Source organism: Cellulomonas sp. GbtcB1 (genome assembly GCF_019091725.1).
Lineage (GTDB): Bacteria > Actinomycetota > Actinomycetes > Actinomycetales > Cellulomonadaceae > Cellulomonas.
This window is the reverse complement of record NZ_JAGXJG010000013.1, coordinates 19,722-38,380: the sequence shown is the minus strand read 5'-3', so window position 1 is coordinate 38,380 and position 18,659 is coordinate 19,722. Positions and strand designations below refer to the sequence as shown.

16 protein-coding genes are annotated in these 18,659 nt (G+C 74.8%); 7 read left to right on the top strand and 9 right to left on the bottom strand.

All coding sequences use genetic code 11. From position 1 onward, the window contains the following. Positions 1-30 precede the first annotated feature (30 nt). Both KVT14_RS06945 and KVT14_RS06940 read right to left on the bottom strand, forming a co-directional pair. Complete coding sequence (locus KVT14_RS06945) at positions 31-1,596, bottom strand: hypothetical protein (protein ID WP_217614985.1); 1,566 nt, start codon at positions 1,594-1,596, stop codon at positions 31-33. Then, entirely contained in the window at positions 1,572-2,339 is a 768-nt protein-coding gene (locus KVT14_RS06940; protein ID WP_217614984.1) for an ABC transporter ATP-binding protein, read from the bottom strand. The genes KVT14_RS06945 and KVT14_RS06940 overlap by 25 nt, the downstream gene beginning before the upstream one ends. A gap of 51 nt (positions 2,340-2,390) precedes the next feature. Here KVT14_RS06940 and KVT14_RS06935 point away from each other — a divergent pair, with 51 nt between their 5' ends. Then, positions 2,391-3,776 (top strand): DNA recombination protein RmuC, encoded by a 1,386-nt coding sequence (locus KVT14_RS06935; RefSeq protein WP_217614983.1) that lies wholly within the window; start codon positions 2,391-2,393, stop codon positions 3,774-3,776. Positions 3,777-3,835: 59 nt separating this feature from the next. Here the strand turns inward: KVT14_RS06935 and KVT14_RS06930 are convergent, their stop codons facing one another. After that, entirely contained in the window at positions 3,836-4,876 is a 1,041-nt protein-coding gene (locus KVT14_RS06930; protein WP_217614982.1) for a 4-hydroxy-3-methylbut-2-enyl diphosphate reductase, read from the bottom strand. Between the two features lie 147 nt (positions 4,877-5,023). On the opposite strand from KVT14_RS06930, the gene xseA reads away from it, so the two are divergent. Beyond that, entirely contained in the window at positions 5,024-6,289 is a 1,266-nt protein-coding gene (gene xseA / locus KVT14_RS06925; RefSeq protein ID WP_254630531.1) for an exodeoxyribonuclease VII large subunit, read from the top strand. A 79-nt stretch (positions 6,290-6,368) separates the two neighbouring features. Here the strand turns inward: xseA and KVT14_RS06920 are convergent, their stop codons facing one another. Then, positions 6,369-7,133, bottom strand: a complete 765-nt coding sequence (locus tag KVT14_RS06920; protein ID WP_217614980.1) for an SDR family oxidoreductase — start codon at positions 7,131-7,133, stop codon at positions 6,369-6,371. A gap of 100 nt (positions 7,134-7,233) precedes the next feature. Here KVT14_RS06920 and KVT14_RS06915 point away from each other — a divergent pair, with 100 nt between their 5' ends. The 3 genes from KVT14_RS06915 (at position 7,234) to KVT14_RS06905 (ending at position 9,430) form a co-directional block, all read left to right on the top strand. After that, positions 7,234-8,085 carry a helix-turn-helix transcriptional regulator gene (locus KVT14_RS06915; RefSeq protein WP_217614979.1) on the top strand — a complete coding sequence of 284 codons (852 nt, stop codon included), beginning with the start codon at positions 7,234-7,236 and terminating at the stop codon, positions 8,083-8,085. A gap of 42 nt (positions 8,086-8,127) precedes the next feature. Further along, a complete protein-coding gene (locus KVT14_RS06910; protein WP_147795822.1) occupies positions 8,128-8,388 on the top strand; it encodes an exodeoxyribonuclease VII small subunit in 261 nt (86 codons plus the stop codon). Positions 8,389-8,491: 103 nt separating this feature from the next. Further along, a complete protein-coding gene (locus tag KVT14_RS06905; RefSeq protein ID WP_217614978.1) occupies positions 8,492-9,430 on the top strand; it encodes a carbohydrate kinase in 939 nt (312 codons plus the stop codon). Positions 9,431-9,532: 102 nt separating this feature from the next. Here the strand turns inward: KVT14_RS06905 and KVT14_RS06900 are convergent, their stop codons facing one another. From KVT14_RS06900 to KVT14_RS06885, 4 genes are read right to left on the bottom strand one after another with little or no spacing between them, the layout of a single operon-like run. Continuing rightward, positions 9,533-10,831 (bottom strand): ABC transporter ATP-binding protein, encoded by a 1,299-nt coding sequence (locus KVT14_RS06900; protein ID WP_217614977.1) that lies wholly within the window; start codon positions 10,829-10,831, stop codon positions 9,533-9,535. A 26-nt stretch (positions 10,832-10,857) separates the two neighbouring features. After that, on the bottom strand, positions 10,858-11,706 hold the full coding sequence (locus KVT14_RS06895; RefSeq protein WP_217614976.1) for a carbohydrate ABC transporter permease: 849 nt from the start codon (positions 11,704-11,706) through the stop codon (positions 10,858-10,860). After that, entirely contained in the window at positions 11,706-12,659 is a 954-nt protein-coding gene (locus KVT14_RS06890; protein ID WP_147797136.1) for a carbohydrate ABC transporter permease, read from the bottom strand. The genes KVT14_RS06895 and KVT14_RS06890 overlap by 1 nt, the downstream gene beginning before the upstream one ends. A gap of 29 nt (positions 12,660-12,688) precedes the next feature. Next, on the bottom strand, positions 12,689-13,981 hold the full coding sequence (locus tag KVT14_RS06885; RefSeq protein WP_217615022.1) for an extracellular solute-binding protein: 1,293 nt from the start codon (positions 13,979-13,981) through the stop codon (positions 12,689-12,691). Positions 13,982-14,191: 210 nt separating this feature from the next. Between KVT14_RS06885 and KVT14_RS06880 the strand changes: the two genes are divergently transcribed. Both KVT14_RS06880 and KVT14_RS06875 read left to right on the top strand, forming a co-directional pair. Continuing rightward, entirely contained in the window at positions 14,192-14,857 is a 666-nt protein-coding gene (locus KVT14_RS06880; protein ID WP_147795818.1) for a carbonic anhydrase, read from the top strand. 188 nt (positions 14,858-15,045) lie between these two features. Further along, on the top strand, positions 15,046-16,458 hold the full coding sequence (locus KVT14_RS06875; protein WP_217614975.1) for an aspartate ammonia-lyase: 1,413 nt from the start codon (positions 15,046-15,048) through the stop codon (positions 16,456-16,458). Positions 16,459-16,519: 61 nt separating this feature from the next. On the opposite strand, the gene KVT14_RS06870 is transcribed toward KVT14_RS06875, so the two are convergent. Next, positions 16,520-18,652 (bottom strand): methyl-accepting chemotaxis protein, encoded by a 2,133-nt coding sequence (locus KVT14_RS06870; protein WP_217614974.1) that lies wholly within the window; start codon positions 18,650-18,652, stop codon positions 16,520-16,522. Positions 18,653-18,659: the final 7 nt, after the last annotated feature.

Here is an 18,659-nt window from a genome sequence, read left to right as displayed (position 1 = left end):
TCCTAGGGGGCGGGCGCCCCGGGCGGGTCCTCAGGCGAACGAGCGGATGGTCTGCAGCAGCTCCGGGGCCCGCCGGTCGTACAGGCCGCCGCCGACCCGCACGCCCACGACCAGCGCCGCCGCGCCCGAGCCGAGGCCGACGACCAGGGTCAGCACCTGGAGCAGCGCGTGGCCCGTGACGACCGCGGCGATGCCGAGCCCGACGGTCGGCAGGCACACGGCGAGCAGCAGCAGCATCCCCAGCGACTGGGTGAGCATGACCGCCAGCGAGGAGCCCTGCGGCGTCGAGAACGGGTTGTCGCCGGGCTTCGGCACCGGGTAGACGACCCGGGCCGAGTAGATCGACGACGCCCCGACGGCGACGGCCAGCACGCCCAGCGACATGCCGAGCACCGGGGCCGTGGCGTCCCACCGCCCGGACACGCCGAGCACGAGCACGTCGGTCGCCAGCACCACCACGCCGCCGACGACCATGCCCGCGATCGCGCGGCCGCCCCGGTCCACCCGGCCGTCCACGGGTGCGGCGACGTGCGTCCAGAACGCGGTGTCGTCGTAGGAGATGTCCGCGGACAGCGACCAGCCCATGACGAACGCCACGACCACGCCCGCGCCGAGCACGATCCCGCCGCCCCGCCCCATGAACCACAGCAGCAGGACCATGACCGGCACCACGGCGACGGCGGCCGCGTACCGCGGGTCGCGCAGCCAGTACGTGAGGCTCCGGGCGGCGACCGCGCCGGTCGGGGTCGCGGGGAACCGGGCGAAGAACCCGAGGCCCTCGCTGCGCGCGACGTGGCCCGCGCCACCGGGCGACCGCACCAGGGCAGCCGACAGCGCGCGGTCCCAGACGCCGACGAGCACGGCGAGGGTCGCACCCGCGACGACGACCTTGCCCAGCGCCGCGAGCCAGGCGCCCGCCTGCACGTCGGCGGCGAGCGCCCAGGGCGCCCCGAGCGGGGTCCAGCCGACGACGACGCCGACCGTGGGCAGCGCGTCCGCGACCGCGGACAGCCCGGCCGTCGCGCCGAGCAGGATCGGGCCGATCAGCATGAGCGGGACGATCGCCAGCACCGCCGCCACCTCGCGGAACCGCCGGCCGCCGACGAGCGGGGCGAGCATCGTGGTGATCGCGCGGGAGCCGACCACGCAGACGGCCACGCCGAGCGCTCCGCCGACGACACCCGCGACCACTGCGCCCGGGTCCCGCCACCAGGCCAGCGCGGACGCGCCGCCGAGCACCAGGGTCGCGGCGCCGGGGACGCCGACCAGGCCGGCGAGCGTCAGGCCCGTCAGCAGGTGCCGCCGGCGGATCGCGAACAGCTGGAACCGCTCGGGGTCCAGGGTGCTGTCCACGCCGAACGCGACCAGCGGCAGCAGCCACCACCCGGCGACGAGCAGCGCGCCGCCGAGCACGACGACCGTGCGGGTGAGCTCGGCGTCGTCGTGCGCACCGAGCGCCACCAGGCCCACCACCGCGAGCCCGAGCAGGAACAGCGCGTAGAGGACCGACAGCAGGAGCGCGACGACCTTCCACACGCTGCGCCGCAGGCCGTTGCGCAGCAGCGTCAGCTTCAGTCGGACGAGGTGCGCAACCACGCGAGCGCCCCCTCCGTGCGGCGGCCGCCGACCAGCTCGACGAACCGGTCCTCCAGCGACGCGTCCCCGCGGACCTCGTCGACGGTGCCCTGCGCGAGCACGTGGCCCCCGGCGATGACGGCGACGTGGTCGCACATGCGCTGCACCAGGTCCATCACGTGCGACGAGACGACGACGGTGCCGCCGCCCGCGGCGTAGGCCGCGAGGATGTCCCGGATGTTGGCGGCGGACACCGGGTCGACCGCCTCGAACGGCTCGTCGAGGACCAGGACCCGCGGGGCGTGCACGAGCGCGCAGGCCAGGCCGATCTTCTTGGTCATGCCGGCCGAGTAGTCGACGACCAGGGTGTCCGCGTCCGCGGTGAGGTCGAACGTGCGCAGCAGGTCCGCGGTGCGGTCGCGGACGGTGTCCCGGTCCAGGCCGCGCAGCAGGCCCGCGTAGGTCACGAGCTGTGCGCCGGTCAGCCGGTCGAACAGCCGCACGCCGTCGGGCAGCACGCCGAGCCCGGCCTTGACCGCCGGCGGGTCCGCCCAGAGGTCCTGCCCGCGCACGAGCACGCGGCCGAAGTCCGGGCGGAGCAGGCCGGTCGCCATCGACAGCGTGGTGGTCTTGCCGGCGCCGTTCGGGCCCACGAGGCCGTAGAACGACCCGGCCGGGACCTCGAGATCGACGCCCGCCACGGCGATCTTCGTGCCGAACCTCTTCCACAGCCCCTGGATGGACAAAGCGGACATCGGCTCCATCGACCCAGCATAGGGGCGGGCGTGTCGGTGGCGCCTGGCAATCTGCAGGTCATGGACACCGGACTCGTGCTCGCCCTCGCCGGGGCCCTCCTCGCGGGGGTCGCCCTCGGCTGGCTCCTGGCCGCCGGCCGCTCCGGCGCGCGGCTGCGCCGTGCCGAGGTGGAGGCCGCGCGCTGGCGCACGGCCGCCGAGCTCGGCGGCGGGACCGTCGACGCCGACCGGCAGGCCGAGCGGTTCCGCGCCCTGGCCGCCGACGCGCTCGCGCAGAGCAGCGAGCAGTTCCTCGCGCTCGCGCACCAGAGCCTCGCGGCGCGGCACCAGGAGCAGTCCGGCGACCTGGCGCAGCGCGAGCAGGCGGTGCGGTCGATGGTCGACCCGCTGGCGCGGACCCTGGACGCCGTGCGGGCCGAGCTGCGCACCGCGGAGCAGACCCGCGCGCAGCACGACGCCGCCCTGGGCGAGCAGGTCCGGCAGATGCGCGAGGAGGCCGGCCGGCTCCGGGAGCAGACCGCCCAGCTCGTCACGTCGCTGCGCGCGTCCCAGGTGCGCGGGCGGTGGGGCGAGGTGCAGCTGCGCCGGGTGGTCGAGGCCGCCGGGATGCTGCCGCACGTCGACTTCGCCGAGCAGGACCAGGTCCGCACCGACGACGGCCTGCTGCGGCCGGACATGGTCGTGCACCTCGCGGGCGGCAAGCGCGTGGTGGTCGACGCGAAGGTGCCGTTCCTCGGGTTCCTGGAGGCCGTCGAGGCGGCCGACCCGGCCGAGCGCGAGCGCCGGCTCGCCGCGCACGCCCGGCACCTGCGCGCGCACGTCGACCAGCTCGCGGCCAAGCGGTACTGGGACCAGTTCAGCCCGGCACCGGAGTTCGTCGTGATGTTCGTGCCCGCGGAGGCGTTCCTGCACGCGGCGATCGACGTCGATCCTGCGATCGTGGAGCGCGCGTTCGAGAAGGACGTCGTGATCGCGACGCCGATGACGCTGCTCGCGCTGCTGCGCACGGTGGCCTACGCCTGGCGGCAGGACGCGCTGGCGAGCAACGCGCAGGCGGTGCTGGACCTCGGCAAGGAGCTGCACGGCCGGATCGCGACGCTCGGCGGCCACCTGTCCAAGGTCGGCCGGGCGATCGACTCGGCGGCGACGGCCTACAACCAGTCGGTCGCGTCGCTGGAGTCCCGGGTGCTGGTGAGCGCGCGGAAGTTCGCCGACCTGCGCGTGGTGGACGCCGGCCTGGAGACGCCGCCCTCGGTGGAGCGGCGGCTGTCCGTCGTGACCGCGCCGGAGCTGGTGGCCTGGGAGACGCAGCAGGTCGTGGGGCTGGGGTCCGACGCGCCCACGGCGCCCGGGACGGGGCGGCGGGCGGCCGACGCGCTCGGGGCGCTCGACGACGCGGTGCTCGGCGACGTGCGGCCGCCGGAGGCGGGCCCGGGCGCGGTCTGAGGCCCGGGCGGGGGCCTCGGCCGGATCGCGGGCCTGACGGCCGGACCGGCGGGCCCGGGTCAGACGGGGCGGACGGCCAGGTCGGGGCGGTCGCCGCGGCGCGGGCGCGGGTCGTCCCCGCCGGCCGCGCGCAGGTCCGCACGCAGCTCGCGCGGCAGCGAGAACATGAGGTCCTCGGTCGCGGTCCGCACCTCCTCGACGTCGCCGAAACCGTGCGCCGCCAGCAGGTCCAGCACGTCCCGGACGAGGATCTCCGGCACCGAGGCCCCGGAGGTCAGGCCGACGGTCCGGGCGCCCTCGAGCCACGCGGGGTCCACCTGGTCCGCGGTGTCCACCCGGTACGACGCGCGGGCGCCGTACTCGAGCGCGACCTCGACCAGCCGCACCGAGTTCGACGAGTTCGCCGAGCCGACGGTGATGACCACGTCGCACTCCGGCGCGAGCTTCTTGACCGCGACCTGCCGGTTCTGGGTGGCGTAGCAGATGTCGTCGCTCGGCGGGTCCTGCAGCAGCGGGAACCGCTCGCGCAGCCGCCGGACGGTCTCCATGGTCTCGTCCACCGACAGCGTGGTCTGCGAGATCCACACCACCCGGCTCTCGTCGCGAACCACCACGTCGGCCACGGCGTCCGGGGAGTCGACCACCTGGACGTGCGCGGGCGCCTCGCCCTGGGTGCCCTCCACCTCCTCGTGCCCGGCGTGCCCGATCAGCAGGATGTCGAGGTCCGCCGCGGCGAACCGCACCGCCTCCTTGTGCACCTTGGTGACCAGCGGGCAGGTCGCGTCGATCGTCCGGAGCGAGCGGGCCTCCGCGGCCGCGCGCACCGCCGGCGACACCCCGTGCGCCGAGAACACCACGCGGGCGCCCTCGGGCACCTCGTCGGTCTCGTCGACGAACACCGCGCCGCGGGCCGCGAGCGTGTCCACGACGTGCAGGTTGTGCACGATCTCCTTGCGGACGTACACCGGGGCGCCGTAGTGCTCGAGGGCCTGCTCGACGGCGACGACCGCGCGGTCCACGCCGGCGCAGTAGCCGCGGGGGGCGGCCAGGAGCACGCGACGGCCCGCGGTCGCGGGGCCGCGCTCGGTGCCGAGGGTCACGCGCCCATCGTAGGTCGCCCGCGCGGCGCGGGCGGGTCGGCCGGTGTCGGGAGCGCGTGGCAGGGTGGGGCCGTGCAGCAGCAGTCCTCCCCCACGACGCCCCGCGCGGACGCCCCCGGCGCCCCGGCACCCGGCGCGCCCGCCGAGCTGCCCGCCCGCGCGAACGAGACGACCGCCGAGCGCCCCTGGCCCGTGCGGCTGCTCTCGGTGAAGATCGCCGACTACGTCGCGAAGATGTCGCCGCTGTGGGTCGAGGGCCAGGTCGTCCAGCTCAACCGGCGCCCGGGCGCGAACATCGCGTTCCTCACGCTGCGCGACACGGACACCGACATGTCGCTGCCCGTGTCGATGCCCGCGGGCGTGCTGTCCGGCGCCGCGACCCCGCTCGCCGAGGGCGCGCACGTCGTGGTGCACGCGCGCCCGACGTTCTGGACCAAGCGCGGCACGCTGCAGCTCAACGCGGACGAGGTGCGCGCGGTCGGGGTGGGCGAGCTGCTCGCCCGGATCGAGCACCTCAAGCGGGTGCTCGCCGCGGAGGGCCTGTTCGACCCCGAGCGCCGGGTGCCGCTGCCGTTCCTGCCGCGGGTCGTCGGCCTGGTGTGCGGGCGGGAGTCGAAGGCGGAGCACGACGTGGTGGTGAACGCCCGCGCGCGCTGGCCCCAGGTCGAGTTCGTCATCCGCGAGGTCGCGGTGCAGGGCGTCGGCGCGGTGCCGCAGGTCAGCCGGGCGATCGCCGAGCTGGACGCGGACCCCCGGGTCGAGGTGATCGTCGTCGCGCGCGGCGGCGGCTCGGTCGAGGACCTGCTGCCGTTCAGCAACGAGGCGATGGTGCGCGCCGCCGCGGCCTGCCGGACCCCGCTGGTATCCGCGATCGGCCACGAGACCGACACCCCGCTGCTGGACCTGGTCGCCGACTACCGCGCGTCCACCCCGACCGACGCCGCGAAGCGGATCGTGCCGGACGTCGGCGAGGAGCGGGCCCGCGTCACGCAGGCCCGCGCCCGGATCCGGTCGGCGGTCGAGCACCGCGTCGCCCGCGAGGCCGCCGGCCTGGAGCAGGTCCGCAGCCGCCCGGTGCTCGCCCGGCCGCACACGATGGTCGACACCCGCGAGGCCGAGGTGCTGCGCGCCCGCGACCACGCCCGGCGGAGCCTCGACCACGCGCTCGCCGGCGCGGTGACGTCGACCCGGGCGCTCGCCGCGCAGGTCCGCGCGCTGTCCCCCGCGGCGACGCTCGACCGCGGGTACGCCGTGGTGCAGACGTCCGACGGGCGCGTCGTGCGGGAGGCGACCGAGGTCGCCGCGAAGGACTCGCTGCGGATCCGGGTGTCCCGCGGGGAGCTCATGGCGACGGTGCTGGCGGTCGCGCCCGGGCGGAAGCGGCCCGCGGCGGCGGACGACGGGGACGCCTGACCGCTCCCGCTGTCCGCCACCCCGCGCGCCGACGGGACCGGCGCGGCGCCGGACTGCGTGCGGACCGACGGTCGCCCGGCTACTTCCCGTGCGGGTCCCGCGCGTTGAGCGCCGCGACCACCTGCGGGTAGTCCCCGCGGGCCTCGCCGTACCGGAGGAACTTCACGCGCTCGACCTGGATCTCCGTGGCGTCGGGCTGCGCCTCGAGCAGGGCCATCACCTCGGCGACGAAGTCGTCGAGCGGCATCGCGTCCGCGTTCTCCCGGTGCCCCGGCATGAGGTCGGTCTGCACCGACGGCGGCTCGAGCTCGACGACGCGGACGCTCGTGCCGGCCAGCTGCAGCCGGATCGACTCGCTGAGCATGTGGATGAACGCCTTGCTGGCGTTGTACGTCGGCGTGACCTGCAGCGGGGCGAACGCCAGCCCGGAGGACACGGTGAGGATCGTGGCGTCCGGGCGGGTCTGCAGGTGCTCGACGAACGCGGCGATCAGCCGGATCGGCCCGAGCACGTTGGTGGTGACGGTCTGCTCGGCGGTGGCGAGGAACCCGGCCGGGTCGGTCCAGTCCTCGGCGCGCATGATGCCGGCCATCGGGACCAGCACGTTGACCTCGGGGTGCTCCGCGATGACGCGCTTCGCGACCTCGGCCACGTCCTCGGCGTCGGCGGTGTCGATCCGGTGGGCGTGGATGCCGGGGTGCTCGGCGGTGACGCGGTCGAGCAGCTCGGTGCGCCGCCCGCCCACGATCACCTCGTTCCCCCGCTCGTGCAGGGCGACGGCGAGGGCCAGGCCGATGCCGCTCGTCGCGCCGGGGATGAAGACGGTGTTACCGGTGATTCGCATGCCCCGAGTCTTCGGCGCCCCGCGCGGCCCCGCCAGAGAGCGGTTGTCGGGGGACCGCCGATCCCTGGCTGCGCACCGGCGCCCCGCCGATACTGCTCGGGTGGATCGCGACGCGCTGGCCGACTTCCTGCTCCGGCACCGGGAGGCGCTGCGCCCGGACGACGTCGGGCTGCCCCCGGGCGCGCGGCGCCGGGCGCCGGGCCTGCGCCGCGAGGAGGTCGCGCAGCTCGCCGTCATGTCGACGGACTACTACACCCGGCTCGAGCAGCGCCGCGGTCCGCAGCCCAGCACCCAGATGCTCGGCTCACTCGCCCGGGCCCTGCGCCTGACGCCCGACGAGCGCGACTACCTGTACCGGGTCGCCGGGCACAGCGCCCCGGACCGCGCGGCGCGCGAGGACTACGTCGCCCCCGGGCTGCTCCGGGTGCTCGACCGGATCACCGACAGCCCGGCGCTGATCCTCGACGGGCTCGGCCGGACGCTGGTGCAGAACGACCTGGCGCGCGCGCTGTTCGGCCCCGTCGAGCAGCTGACCGGCTGGGAGCGCAGCGCGATCTACCGCTGGTTCGCGCACCCGGAGACGGAGCGCCTGATGTACCCCGAGGAGGACCGGGACCGGCAGAGCCGGGCGCAGGTCGCCTCGCTGCGCGCGACGCTCGGTGCGGAGGGGCCGCGCTCCCGGGCCGCCGAGCTGGTGCGCGCGCTGTCCGCGCGGAGCGCCGAGTTCGTCGCGATCTGGGAGGCGCACGAGGTGTCCCGCCGGTTCGAGGACCACAAGACCTTGGTGCACCCGCGGGTCGGGCCGATCGAGGTCGACTGCCAGGCGCTGTTCACCGAGGACGGCTCCCAGACGCTGCTGGTGCTGACGGCCGCGCCGCGCAGCGAGGCCGAGGGGCAGCTGCGGCTGCTGGCCGTGCTCGGCACCCAGGAGTTCGCCGCGCGGGAGGGCTGAGCGACCCCCGTGTGGGCGCGAGGGTCGGCGGTCGTTGGTTAGATGGTGCCCGTGAGCGACACCTCCCCCGCCTCCGACTCCCCCGGCGCCCCCGGCGTCGCCGACCTGTCCTACGAGCAGGCGCGCGACGAGCTCGTCGCCGTCGTCTCCCGGCTGGAGGCCGGTGGCGCGACGCTCGAGGAGTCGCTCGCGCTCTGGGAGCGCGGCGAGGCCCTGGCGGCCCGCTGCCAGCAGTGGCTGGACGGCGCGCGCGCCCGGCTGGACGCCGCCCGCGCGGCCGACGGCGAGGACGCCGGCTCCTGACGGGGCGGGCGCACCCGCGCCCCGTGCAACCCCGTCCGACCCCGCTCCACCCCGCACGACCCCACCCCCGACCCGGCACCGCCGCCGGACGCGAAGGAGCCCCATGACCGAGCAGCCCGCCGCCCGTGCCCTCGTCGTCGGGGAGGCCCTCGTCGACGTCGTGCTCCGCCCCGGCGCCGGGCCCGCGGAGCACCCCGGCGGCAGCCCCGCGAACGTCGCGATCGGGCTCGGCCGGCTGGGCCGGCGCGTCGACCTGCTGACCTGGCTCGCCGACGACGCGCACGGCGACCTGGTCCGGGAGCACCTGGCCGGCTCGGACGTGCACGTCCTCGCCGGCGACCGCGGCCCCGAGCGCACCCCCGTGGCCCGCGCCCACCTCGACGCCGAGGGCGCCGCGACCTACGAGTTCGACCTGACCTGGGACCTCCCGACGCGCTGGGACGAGGGCGACGACGCCCCCGCCGTCGTGCACACCGGCTCGATCGCCACGGTGATCGCCCCGGGCGGCGAGGCCGTCGCCCGCCTGCTCGCGGACCGCCGGGACGGGTCCACGATCACCTACGACCCCAACCTGCGCCCCGCGCTCATGGGCTCGCCCGAGGACACGCTGCCGGTCGTCGAACGGCTGGTCGCGCTGGCCGACGTCGTCAAGGTGTCCGACGAGGACCTGGCCTGGCTGCACCCGGGGGTCGCGCCGGCCGAGATCGCCCGGGACTGGCTGGGCCGCGGCCCGGCGCTGGTCGTCGTGACGCTGGGCGGCGAGGGCGCGCTCGCGATCACCGCGGGCGGCGACGAGGTGCTGGTCGAGGCGCCCCGGGTCGAGGTGGCCGACACGGTCGGCGCGGGCGACTCGTTCATGGGCGCGCTCGTCGACGGCCTGTGGTCCGCGGACCTGCTCGGCGCCGACCGGCGCGAGGCGCTGCACGCGATCGACCGGCCGACGGTCGAGCGCGTCCTGGTCCGCTGCGCCCAGGTCGCCGCGATCACGGTCTCCCGCTCGGGCGCCAACCCCCCGACGTCCGCGGAGCTCGGCGAGGCGTAGGCCCCCCGCCGAGGTCGAGGGTTCCGCCCCGGAGAGGGCACGGAAACCCTCGACCTCGGCCGAACCCCTCGACCTCGACGGGGCAGAGCGCGGGGGTGCGGGTCAGCTCGCCTGGCGGTGGCGGCCCGCGGCCGCGGCCTCGCCGTTCGACTGCTTCTCGGCGTCGCGGTGCGCGCGCTCCAGGGCCGCGCGGCGGTCCTCCTCGGTCTCGCCGTCGATGCGGCGGGCCGCCTCCTCGTCGTAGGTGAGGTTCTCGCCCGACTCCGGGTCGAAGATCAGCAGCCGCCTCGGGTCGAACCACAGGTCGGCGCTGCTGCCGTCGCGGACCCGGCTCTCGGAGCCGAGCGCGACGATCATCTGGGTGCGCATCCCCTCGCCGTCGAGGTCGCGGTCGAGCTCCTCGAGCTTCTGCGCGACGTCGGCGTGCGTCTCGAACGGGATGTAGGCGTACAGCTCCGCACCCAGCCACTCGACGACGTCCACCTCGGCCGAGAACGTGGCGCCCTTGGCGCGCTTGTCCTCGTCCAGGACGCGGGCGTCCTCGACGTGCTCCGGCCGCAGGCCGACGATGACCAGCTCCCGGCCGTCGAGCTTGCCGCGCGCCGACTCCGGGATCGGCACGTCGCCGAACGGCAGCCGCAGCGAGTCGCCGTGCACCTCGCCGGGCAGGAAGTTCATCGGCGGGGAGCCGATGAACCCGGCCACGAACAGGTTGACGGGCTGCTCGTACAGCGCGCGCGGGCTCGCGACCTGCTGCAGCTCGCCCTTGCGGAGCACCGCCACTCGGTCCCCGAGCGTCATGGCCTCGGTCTGGTCGTGCGTCACGTACACGGTGGTGGTGCCGAGCCGGCGCTGCATGCGGGCGATCTCGGTCCGCATCTGGCCGCGCAGCTTGGCGTCCAGGTTGGACAGCGGCTCGTCGAACAGGAACGCGCGCGCGTCCCGGACGATCGCGCGCCCCATCGCGACGCGCTGCCGCTGGCCGCCGGACAGGTTCGCCGGCTTGCGGTCGAGGTGCTCGCGCAGCTCCAGGGTGTCCGCCGCGTACTCGACGTTGTCCTTGATCTGCTCCTCGGTGTACTTGCCCTTCTGGAGCCGCAGCGGGAAGGCGATGTTCTCGTACACGGTGAGGTGCGGGTACAGCGCGTAGTTCTGGAACACCATCGCCAGGTGCCGGTCGCGCGGGGCCTTGTCGTTGACGACCTCGTCGCCGATCCTCAGCTCGCCGGAGGTGATGTCCTCGAGGCCGACGATCATGCGCAGCAGCGTCGACTTCCCGCAGCCGGACGGCCCGACGAGGATGACGAACTCGCCGTCCTTGATGTCGAGGCTCACGCCGTTCACGGCCGGGTAGCCGTCGCCGTACTTCTTGACGATGTCGGTGAGGGTGATGGATGCCATGGGGTACTCCTTCCGCGGCGAGGGCCTCAGCCCTTGACCGCGCCCTGGGTCAGCCCGGACACGATCTGGCGCTGGAACAGCAGCACCAGGACGACGACGGGGATGGTCACGACGACGGCGGCGGCGGAGATCGCGCCGGTGGGGTCCTCGAACTGCGAGGCCCCGGAGAAGAACGCCAGCGCGGCGGGCACGGGCCGGGCCGCCTCGGTCGAGGTCAGCGAGATGCCGTACACGAAGTCGTTCCACGCGATGAAGAACGCGATCAGCGCGGTGGTGAACACGCCCGGCGCCGCGAGCGGCACGATCGCCTTGCGGAACGCCTGCCACGTGGTCGCGCCGTCGACCTGCGCGGCCTGCTCGAGCTCCCACGGGATCTGCCGGAAGAACGCGGTGAGCGTCCAGATCGAGATCGGCAGGGTCAGCGACAGGTACGGGATGATCAGGCCGGGCCAGGTGTCGTACAGGCCGATGTTCCGCCACAGGTTGAACAGCGGCGTGACGATCGAGATCACCGGGAAGATCGACACCCCGAGCGCGGTGGTGAGGATCAGCTTGCGGCCCGGGAAGTCGAGCCGGGCGATCGCGTACGCCGCGAGCGTGGCCAGCACCGACGAGATCGCCGTGGCGATCAGCGAGATGCCGATCGAGTTCCGCAGCGACGACAGGAACAGCTCCTGCGCCGAGCCGTCGGGCCCGAGGATCTGCTCGTAGTTGGTCCAGGACCAGGTCGTCGGCAGGAGGTTGCCGGTGCTGAGGTCGCTCGGCAGCTTGAACGAGGTCGCGATGATCGACGCGACCGGGAACAGCGCCCAGACGAGGACGACGACGGTGATGGCCGCCCAGGCCACCTTCTGCTTGCCGGACAGGGTCCCCATCACTTCTCCCCTCGGGCACCGGCGAGGTCGACCTTGAAGATCTTGATCGCGATGAAGCAGATGATGATCACGCAGATGAACAGCAGCACCGAGATCGCGGAGCCGAGGCCGATCTCCAGCCGCCCGATGGACGTCCGGTAGGCCAGCAGCGACAGGACCGTGGTGCCGTTGGCGCCGTTCGTCATGATGAACACGTTGTCGAAGATGCGGAACGCGTCGAGCGCCCGGAACAGGACGGCGACCATGATCGCGGCCTTCATGTTCGGCAGGACGACGCGCTTCATCCGCTGCCACCAGGTGGCGCCGTCGACCTGCGCGGCCTCCTCGAGGTCGCCCGGCACCTGCGCCAGGCCCGCGAGCAGCAGCAGCGAGATGAACGGCGTGGTCTTCCAGACCTCGGACGCGATGATGACGAACAGGCTGGTGCCGGTGCCGGCGAACCAGTTGAGGTCCTCGCTGATCCCGGGCACCCAGTCGAACCAGCTGTTCACGTACCCCGAGCTGATGTCGAACGCGTAGAACCACGCGAACGCCGAGACGACCGTGATGATCCCGTACGGCACGAGGATCGCGGTGCGCAGCAGCCCCCGGAGCCGGAGGACGGCCCGGTGCATGACGAGCGCCAGGGCGAAGCCGAGCACCAGCTCGATCGCGACGGTGATCACCATGATCAGCGTGGTGACGCCGAGCGACTGCCAGAACACCGGGTCGCCCAGCACCACGCCGTAGTTGCCGAGCCCGACGAACGCCCGGTCGTCCGGGGCGGTGAGCCGGTACCGGAACAGCGAGTCGTAGACGGCCTGCAGGATCGGGTAGGCGGTGACGGCCAGCATCACCACGAACGCCGGGCCGGCCAGCCACCAGCCCAGCCGGGCCTCGGCCCGCGCCCGGTCGCTCTTGCGGGGCTTCGACGCCTTTCCGGGGCCCGCGCCGCGGGTGGCCTTCGCCGCCACCCCCGCCGCGGCGCCCGTGATCTCGGTACTCACAGGAGTCGCTCCCCTCGCAGCACGGCGGTGATGAAGTCCGTGGACTCCCGCGGCGTCCGGTCGGGGTCGACCGAGGCCGGCGGGTGCCAGGTCTCCTGGAGACCCTGGGAGACCTCGTTGTAGTACGGGGTCTGGGGGCGCGGGGCCGCCTGCTCCAGCGACTGGCGGATGACGTCCGCCATCGGGAACGTCTCCTGCACCTTCGGGTCGTCGTAGGCGACGGTCGACGCCGGCGGGTTGCCGTCGGTGACGAAGTACGCCGCCTGGTTCTCCGGCTTCACGATGCACGCGGCGGCCTCGTAGGCCTCGTCGACGTGCTCGCTGAACGCGCCGACGCCGAGGTTGATCCCGCCGTACGGCGGCGCGGCGTCGGTGCCCTCGGTCACCTGCGGGTAGATCGCCCAGCCCACGTCGTCGAGGAACGACTGGTCCAGCGCGCCGTCCTCGACGGAGGCCTGCATGGCCGGCCAGACGAACGGCCAGTTCACCATGAACGACCCGCTGTCCCCCTGGAACTGGGTGAGCGAGGCGTTCTCGTCCTGCGTCGGCAGGCCGGGGCCGCCGAGGCGGTCCTTGCCGATCTCGCCGATGATCCGGGCCGCCTCGCGGCCCGCGTCGGTCTCCAGACCCAGCTTCACGTCCTCGGCGGGCGCCTCGGGGTTCTCCACGATCTGGCCGCCGGCCGACTCGACCAGGGCGTTGATCCACACCGTGTACGCCTCGGCCTTGATGCCCTGCACGCCGAGCGTCTTGTCCTGGTCGCGCGCGGCGTCCATGACCTGGTCCCAGGTCACCGGCGTGGTCGCGGGGTCGAGCCCCGCCGCCTCGGCGACCGACTTCTTGTACCAGAGCAGCTGCGTGTTGGCCCAGAACGGGACGGTCACGAGCTCGTCGCCCCACGAGGCGCCCTGGAGCGCGCCCTCCGCGACGTCCTGGCTGACCTGCTCCGCGACGTCGTCCGGCACCGGCGCCAGGAAGCCGGCGTTCGCCAGCTCCGGGATGAACGGCGGGTCCAGGCTCATCAGGTCGATCGACGAGTCGGACGCCGCGAGCCGCCGAGCCAGCTGCTCGCGCTGGGAGCTGGCGTCGCGGGGCAGCACCGACACCTCGATGCGGTAGGCCCCGCCCGCCTCCTCCGTGCACTGCTGGGCCAGCGTCGCCTGGCCCCCCGCGTCCGGGTTCGTGTACCAGGTGAGCACCGGGGTGGAGTCCGCCGGCGCGCACGCCGCCAGCCCCGCCCCCAGCGCGAGCACCGACACCCCGGCGATCGCCCTCGACCGTCTTCGCACGCGCACCGCTCTCCCTCACTCGGCGCCGCGGGGCTCCCACCTGGGGCTCCGCGACGTCTCCACGCTTCCCTCCCCATGGCTACACCGGCGGGTCGCGGCCTGCCACCGGAGCAGGGTCCCGCCGGGCGGTTCCACCCCGGGCGGACAGGACGCGGGCCGCCCGCGGACACCGCTCCTCGCCCCGCGCCGCGTGGTGCGACCATGGGCCGCATGGCACACCCCACCACCCCCGCCGAGGCCTGGGCCGCGCTGCGCGACGGCAACGACCGGTTCGTCCGCGGCGCCATGGAGCACCCGTCCCAGGGCATCGACCGCCGCGCCGAGGTCAGCACCGGCCAGGCGCCGTTCGCCGTCGTCTTCGGCTGCTCGGACAGCCGTGTCGCGGCCGAGATCATCTTCGACCAGGGGCTCGGCGACGTGTTCGTAGTCCGGACCGCCGGCCACGTCCTCGACACCACGGTGATCGGCTCCATCGAGTACGGCGTCGAGGTGCTCGGCGCCTCACTGGTCGTCGTGCTGGGTCACGACTCCTGCGGCGCGGTGGCGGCGGCCACGGCGGCGCTCACCACCGGCGAGCTGCAGCGCGGGTTCGTGCGCGCCGTGGTGGACCGGGTGATCCCGTCCATCGTGTCGCTGGCGCACGGCGCCGACGCCGAGGGACGCCCGCGCGACCTGTCGTCGGTGGACCCCGCCGAGCTCGGCCACGAGCACGTGCGGCACACCGTCGACATGCTGCGCTCGTACTCGGTCACGCTGGCCGAGGGCATCGACGCCGGCCGCGTCGCGGTCGTGGGCGTGGAGTACGCGCTGGCCGACGGCCACGCGCGCCTGACCTCCGCGATCGGCGACATCGGCGACGTCCCGGTCCCGGCCTGACGCCTCCCCGCTCCCGCCCTTCTTCGGCGAGATGGCAACTCCCGGCTGTGCGGCGCCCCGCGCGCGCAGCCGAGAGCTGCCATCTCGGCGAGAGGGGGCGCGCGGGGAGGTGTGACGTGCGCCACCCCGCGCCCCTCGCGCGGGGCGCGGGCGGGACCGAGGTCCCTGGCGGTGGCAGGATCGGCCGCATGAGCCTGCACGCCGACGACGACGTCGAGTACCGCATCGAGCACGACACGATGGGCGAGGTCCGCGTCCCCGCGGACGCCCTGTACCGCGCGCAGACCCAGCGCGCGGTGGAGAACTTCCCGATCAGCGGGACCGGCCTGGAGCGCGGCCACGTCGCCGCGCTGGCCAGGGTCAAGAAGGCCGCCGCCCTCGCCAACGCCGAGCTGGGCATCCTCGACGCCGCCGTGGCGCGCGCGATCGCCGACGCGGCGGACGAGGTCGCCGACGGCCGGCACGACGCTCACTTCCCGGTCGACGTCTACCAGACCGGCTCCGGCACCTCCTCGAACATGAACATGAACGAGGTGCTGGCGACCCTCGCGTCCCGGTCCCTCGGCGCCGACGTCCACCCGAACGACCACGTCAACGCCTCGCAGTCCTCGAACGACGTCTTCCCGACCTCGGTGCACGTCGCCGCCACCGACGGCGCGGTCAACGACCTGGTCCCCGCCCTGGAGCACCTCGCCGCGTCGCTGGAGCGGCTCGCCGAGAAGCACGCCGGCGACGTGAAGGCCGGCCGCACGCACCTGATGGACGCGACCCCGGTGACGTTCGGCCAGGAGTTCGGCGGCTACGCGGCCGCCGTGCGCCGCGGGGTCGAGCGGGTGCAGGCGGCGCTCCCCCGGGTGGCGGAGGTCCCGCTCGGCGGCACGGCGGTGGGCACCGGCATCAACACCCCGGCCGGCTTCCCGCAGCGGGTCATCGCCCTGCTCGCGGAGGAGACCGGGCTGCCGCTCACCGAGGCGCGCGACCACTTCGAGGCCCAGGGGGCCCGGGACGGGCTGGTCGAGCTGTCGGGCGCGCTGAAGACCATCGCCGTCAGCCTGACCAAGATCTGCAACGACCTGCGCTGGATGGGCTCCGGCCCGAACACCGGCCTGGGTGAGATCCGCATCCCCGACCTGCAGCCGGGCTCGTCGATCATGCCGGGCAAGGTGAACCCGGTCATCCCGGAGGCCGTGCTCATGGTCGCCGCGCGCGTGGTCGGCAACGACGCCACCGTGGCGTGGGCCGGCGCGAGCGGCTCCTTCGAGCTCAACGTGCAGATCCCGGTCATGGGCCAGGCGGTCCTGGAGTCGGAGCGGCTGCTCGCGGCCGCGTGCCGCGTGCTCGCCGACCGCACCGTCGACGGCATCGAGGTCGTCACCGAGCGCGGCGCGGCGTACGCCGGGTCGTCCCCGTCGATCGTCACCCCGCTGAACCGGGTGATCGGCTACGAGGCGGCGGCGAAGATCGCCAAGCACGCGGTGGCGCAGGGCATCACGGTCCGCGAGGCCGTGGTGGACCTCGGCTACGTGGAGCGCGGCGAGGTCACCGAGGCGCAGCTCGACGCGGCGCTCGACCTGCTGAGCATGACCCGCCCGAAGGCCTGACCCCCGCGCGCGACGGCGCCGCCGGTCCGGGGCAGGGGGTCCCGGGCCGACGGCGCCTCGCCTAGCGTGCCAGGTCGAACTGCGCGGCGGGCCGGTTCAGCGTGAATTCCTCCGCGCCCCGCGCGAGCTCGGCGGCGACGTCACCCAGGGTGATGACGGCCTGCCGCACCTCGGCGGCCCCGTCGAACGCCTGGCCGGCCGCCTGCGCGACGTCCGCGGCGCTGCCGGCGATGTCCGTCGTGCTCTCGGCGGCGACCACGAGGTTGCGCTCGATCTCGGACGTCGTGGCGGTCTGCTCCTCGACCACGGCGGACACCGCGCCCTGCAGCCCGTCGACCGTCGCGACGGCGCGGGAGATCCGGGACACCGACTCCTGCACGTCGGCGGCGTCCCGGGTGACGGCCTCGAGCACCGGCGCGATCGTGCCGATCGCGCTCGAGGTCTGCTGCGCCAGGTCCTTGACCTCGCCGGCGACCACGGCGAACCCGGCGCCGGCGCTGCCCGCGCGGGCCGCCTCGATGCTGGCGTTCAGCGCGAGCAGGTGGGTCTGGCCGGCGATCGTCGTCACGGTGTCCAGGACGGCCGCGATCTGGCCCGTGGACGCCGCGAGCCGGTCCGCGGCCGCAGCGGCCTCCGCGGTCACGCCGACGGCCTGCGACGCCTCGCCGGAGGCCGCGCTCACGTCCTGCGCCACGGACTCGATGGACGCGCGCATCTCCGTCATCGCCGCGGTGACCGTCTGCACCTCGGTGCTCACGACCGAGGCGGAGCCGGCGGCGACCTCGGCGCGGGACACGGTGCGGCCCGCGGCCTCCTCCAGCGTGCCCGACGAGCCGTCGAGCCGGCCGGCGGTGCCGCGCACGGCCTCGGCGCCCTCGCGCATCCGGGTGAGCGCGGCGCGCATCGCGTCGATGGCCTCCCCGAGCGCCGCGCCCATGACGCCGATCTCGTCCCGGCCCTCGCCGCGCACGGCGACGGACAGGTCGCGGTCGGCGACCCGGCGCAGCGCGGTGGTGAGCCGCCCGACGCGGGCGACGATCCGGCCGGAGATCCACACGACCAGCGCGACCGCGACCGCGGCGACGACCAGGCCGGCGACCAGCAGGGTGACCATGAGGGTGCTGGCGCCCGACTCCAGCTCCGCGGACACCGCGCGCAGGTCGGCGTCGAAGCCCCACGCGGCGACGGTCCAGCCCCACGGGGCGTACCGCGCGAGCTGCACGGTGGCGGCACCGGCGTCCCCGAGGTCGACGCGCTCGGTGGCGGTCTCCCCCTCGCCGAGCTCCGCGGCGGCCTCGACCAGGCGCGGCGCGTACGCCTCGCCGTCGGCGTCCACCGAGCCCGCGGCGTCGCCCGCCTGGGCGCCCGGCGGCGGGACGACCCACTGCCCGTTCGCGTCCGAGACGGTCAGGTAGCCCTCCTCGCCGACGGCCACCTCGGCCAGCGCGGCGCGCAGCGGGGCGTCGACCTCGGTCTGCGGGACGCCGACGAACAGGCCGCCGACCACCTCGTCGCCCGCCAGCAGCGGGGCGTAGGCCGTGACGAACGGCTGGCCGACCACAGTGGCCGTGCCGTAGTACGGCTGCCCGGACAGCAGCGACGCGACGACCGCGTTGGGCTTGCCGTCGGCGCCGGTCGCGCCGATCGCGGTGCCGATGACGCGCGCGCCGTCGGCGTTGGTCACGCTCGTCGCGACGCGCAGCATGTCGCCCTCGGTGTTCACCCGCTGGAAGACCGTGACGGGCGCGTCGAGCAGGGTGGTGATCTCGTCGACCACCGGGACCGGGGTCGCCGGGTCGGTGGTGCGGCCGAGCCACGTCCCGCCGACCTGCAGCCGGGGCAGGTCGACCTCCTCCGTGGCGCCGGTCGTCTGGTCGGTGACGGTCCAGTGCTCGGAGCCGTCGAACGTCAGGGCGCCCGCCTGCGCGAACGTCTCCTGGGCGACCCGGAGGCTCGAGGCCATCCGGTCGGTGACGGTGGCGACCTGGGTCTCGACCATCGTCACCGCCTGCTGGGTGGTCTGGGTCATCGAGTCGCGCATGAGGCGGTCGACGTCGTCGCCCGCCTGGGAGGCCAGGCCGGTCACCTGCCAGCCGCCGACGGCGGTGAGCAGGGCGGCGGTGACGGCGACGGCGCCGGCTCCGGTCGCGACGAGCTGAGCGCGCAGGGAGGTGCGCAGTCGGGGCAGGGGCACGGTGGTC

Coding starts and splice junctions, on each gene's coding strand:
- KVT14_RS06940 (WP_217614984.1), bottom strand. CDS start 2,339: ATGGAGCCGATGTCCGCTTTGTCCATCCAGGGGCTGTGGAAGAGGTTC.
- KVT14_RS06935 (WP_217614983.1), top strand. CDS start 2,391: ATGGACACCGGACTCGTGCTCGCCCTCGCCGGGGCCCTCCTCGCGGGG.
- KVT14_RS06920 (WP_217614980.1), bottom strand. CDS start 7,133: ATGCGAATCACCGGTAACACCGTCTTCATCCCCGGCGCGACGAGCGGC.
- KVT14_RS06910 (WP_147795822.1), top strand. CDS start 8,128: ATGGTGCCCGTGAGCGACACCTCCCCCGCCTCCGACTCCCCCGGCGCC.
- KVT14_RS06905 (WP_217614978.1), top strand. CDS start 8,492: ATGACCGAGCAGCCCGCCGCCCGTGCCCTCGTCGTCGGGGAGGCCCTC.
- KVT14_RS06900 (WP_217614977.1), bottom strand. CDS start 10,831: ATGGCATCCATCACCCTCACCGACATCGTCAAGAAGTACGGCGACGGC.
- KVT14_RS06895 (WP_217614976.1), bottom strand. CDS start 11,706: ATGGGGACCCTGTCCGGCAAGCAGAAGGTGGCCTGGGCGGCCATCACC.
- KVT14_RS06880 (WP_147795818.1), top strand. CDS start 14,192: ATGGCACACCCCACCACCCCCGCCGAGGCCTGGGCCGCGCTGCGCGAC.
- KVT14_RS06875 (WP_217614975.1), top strand. CDS start 15,046: ATGAGCCTGCACGCCGACGACGACGTCGAGTACCGCATCGAGCACGAC.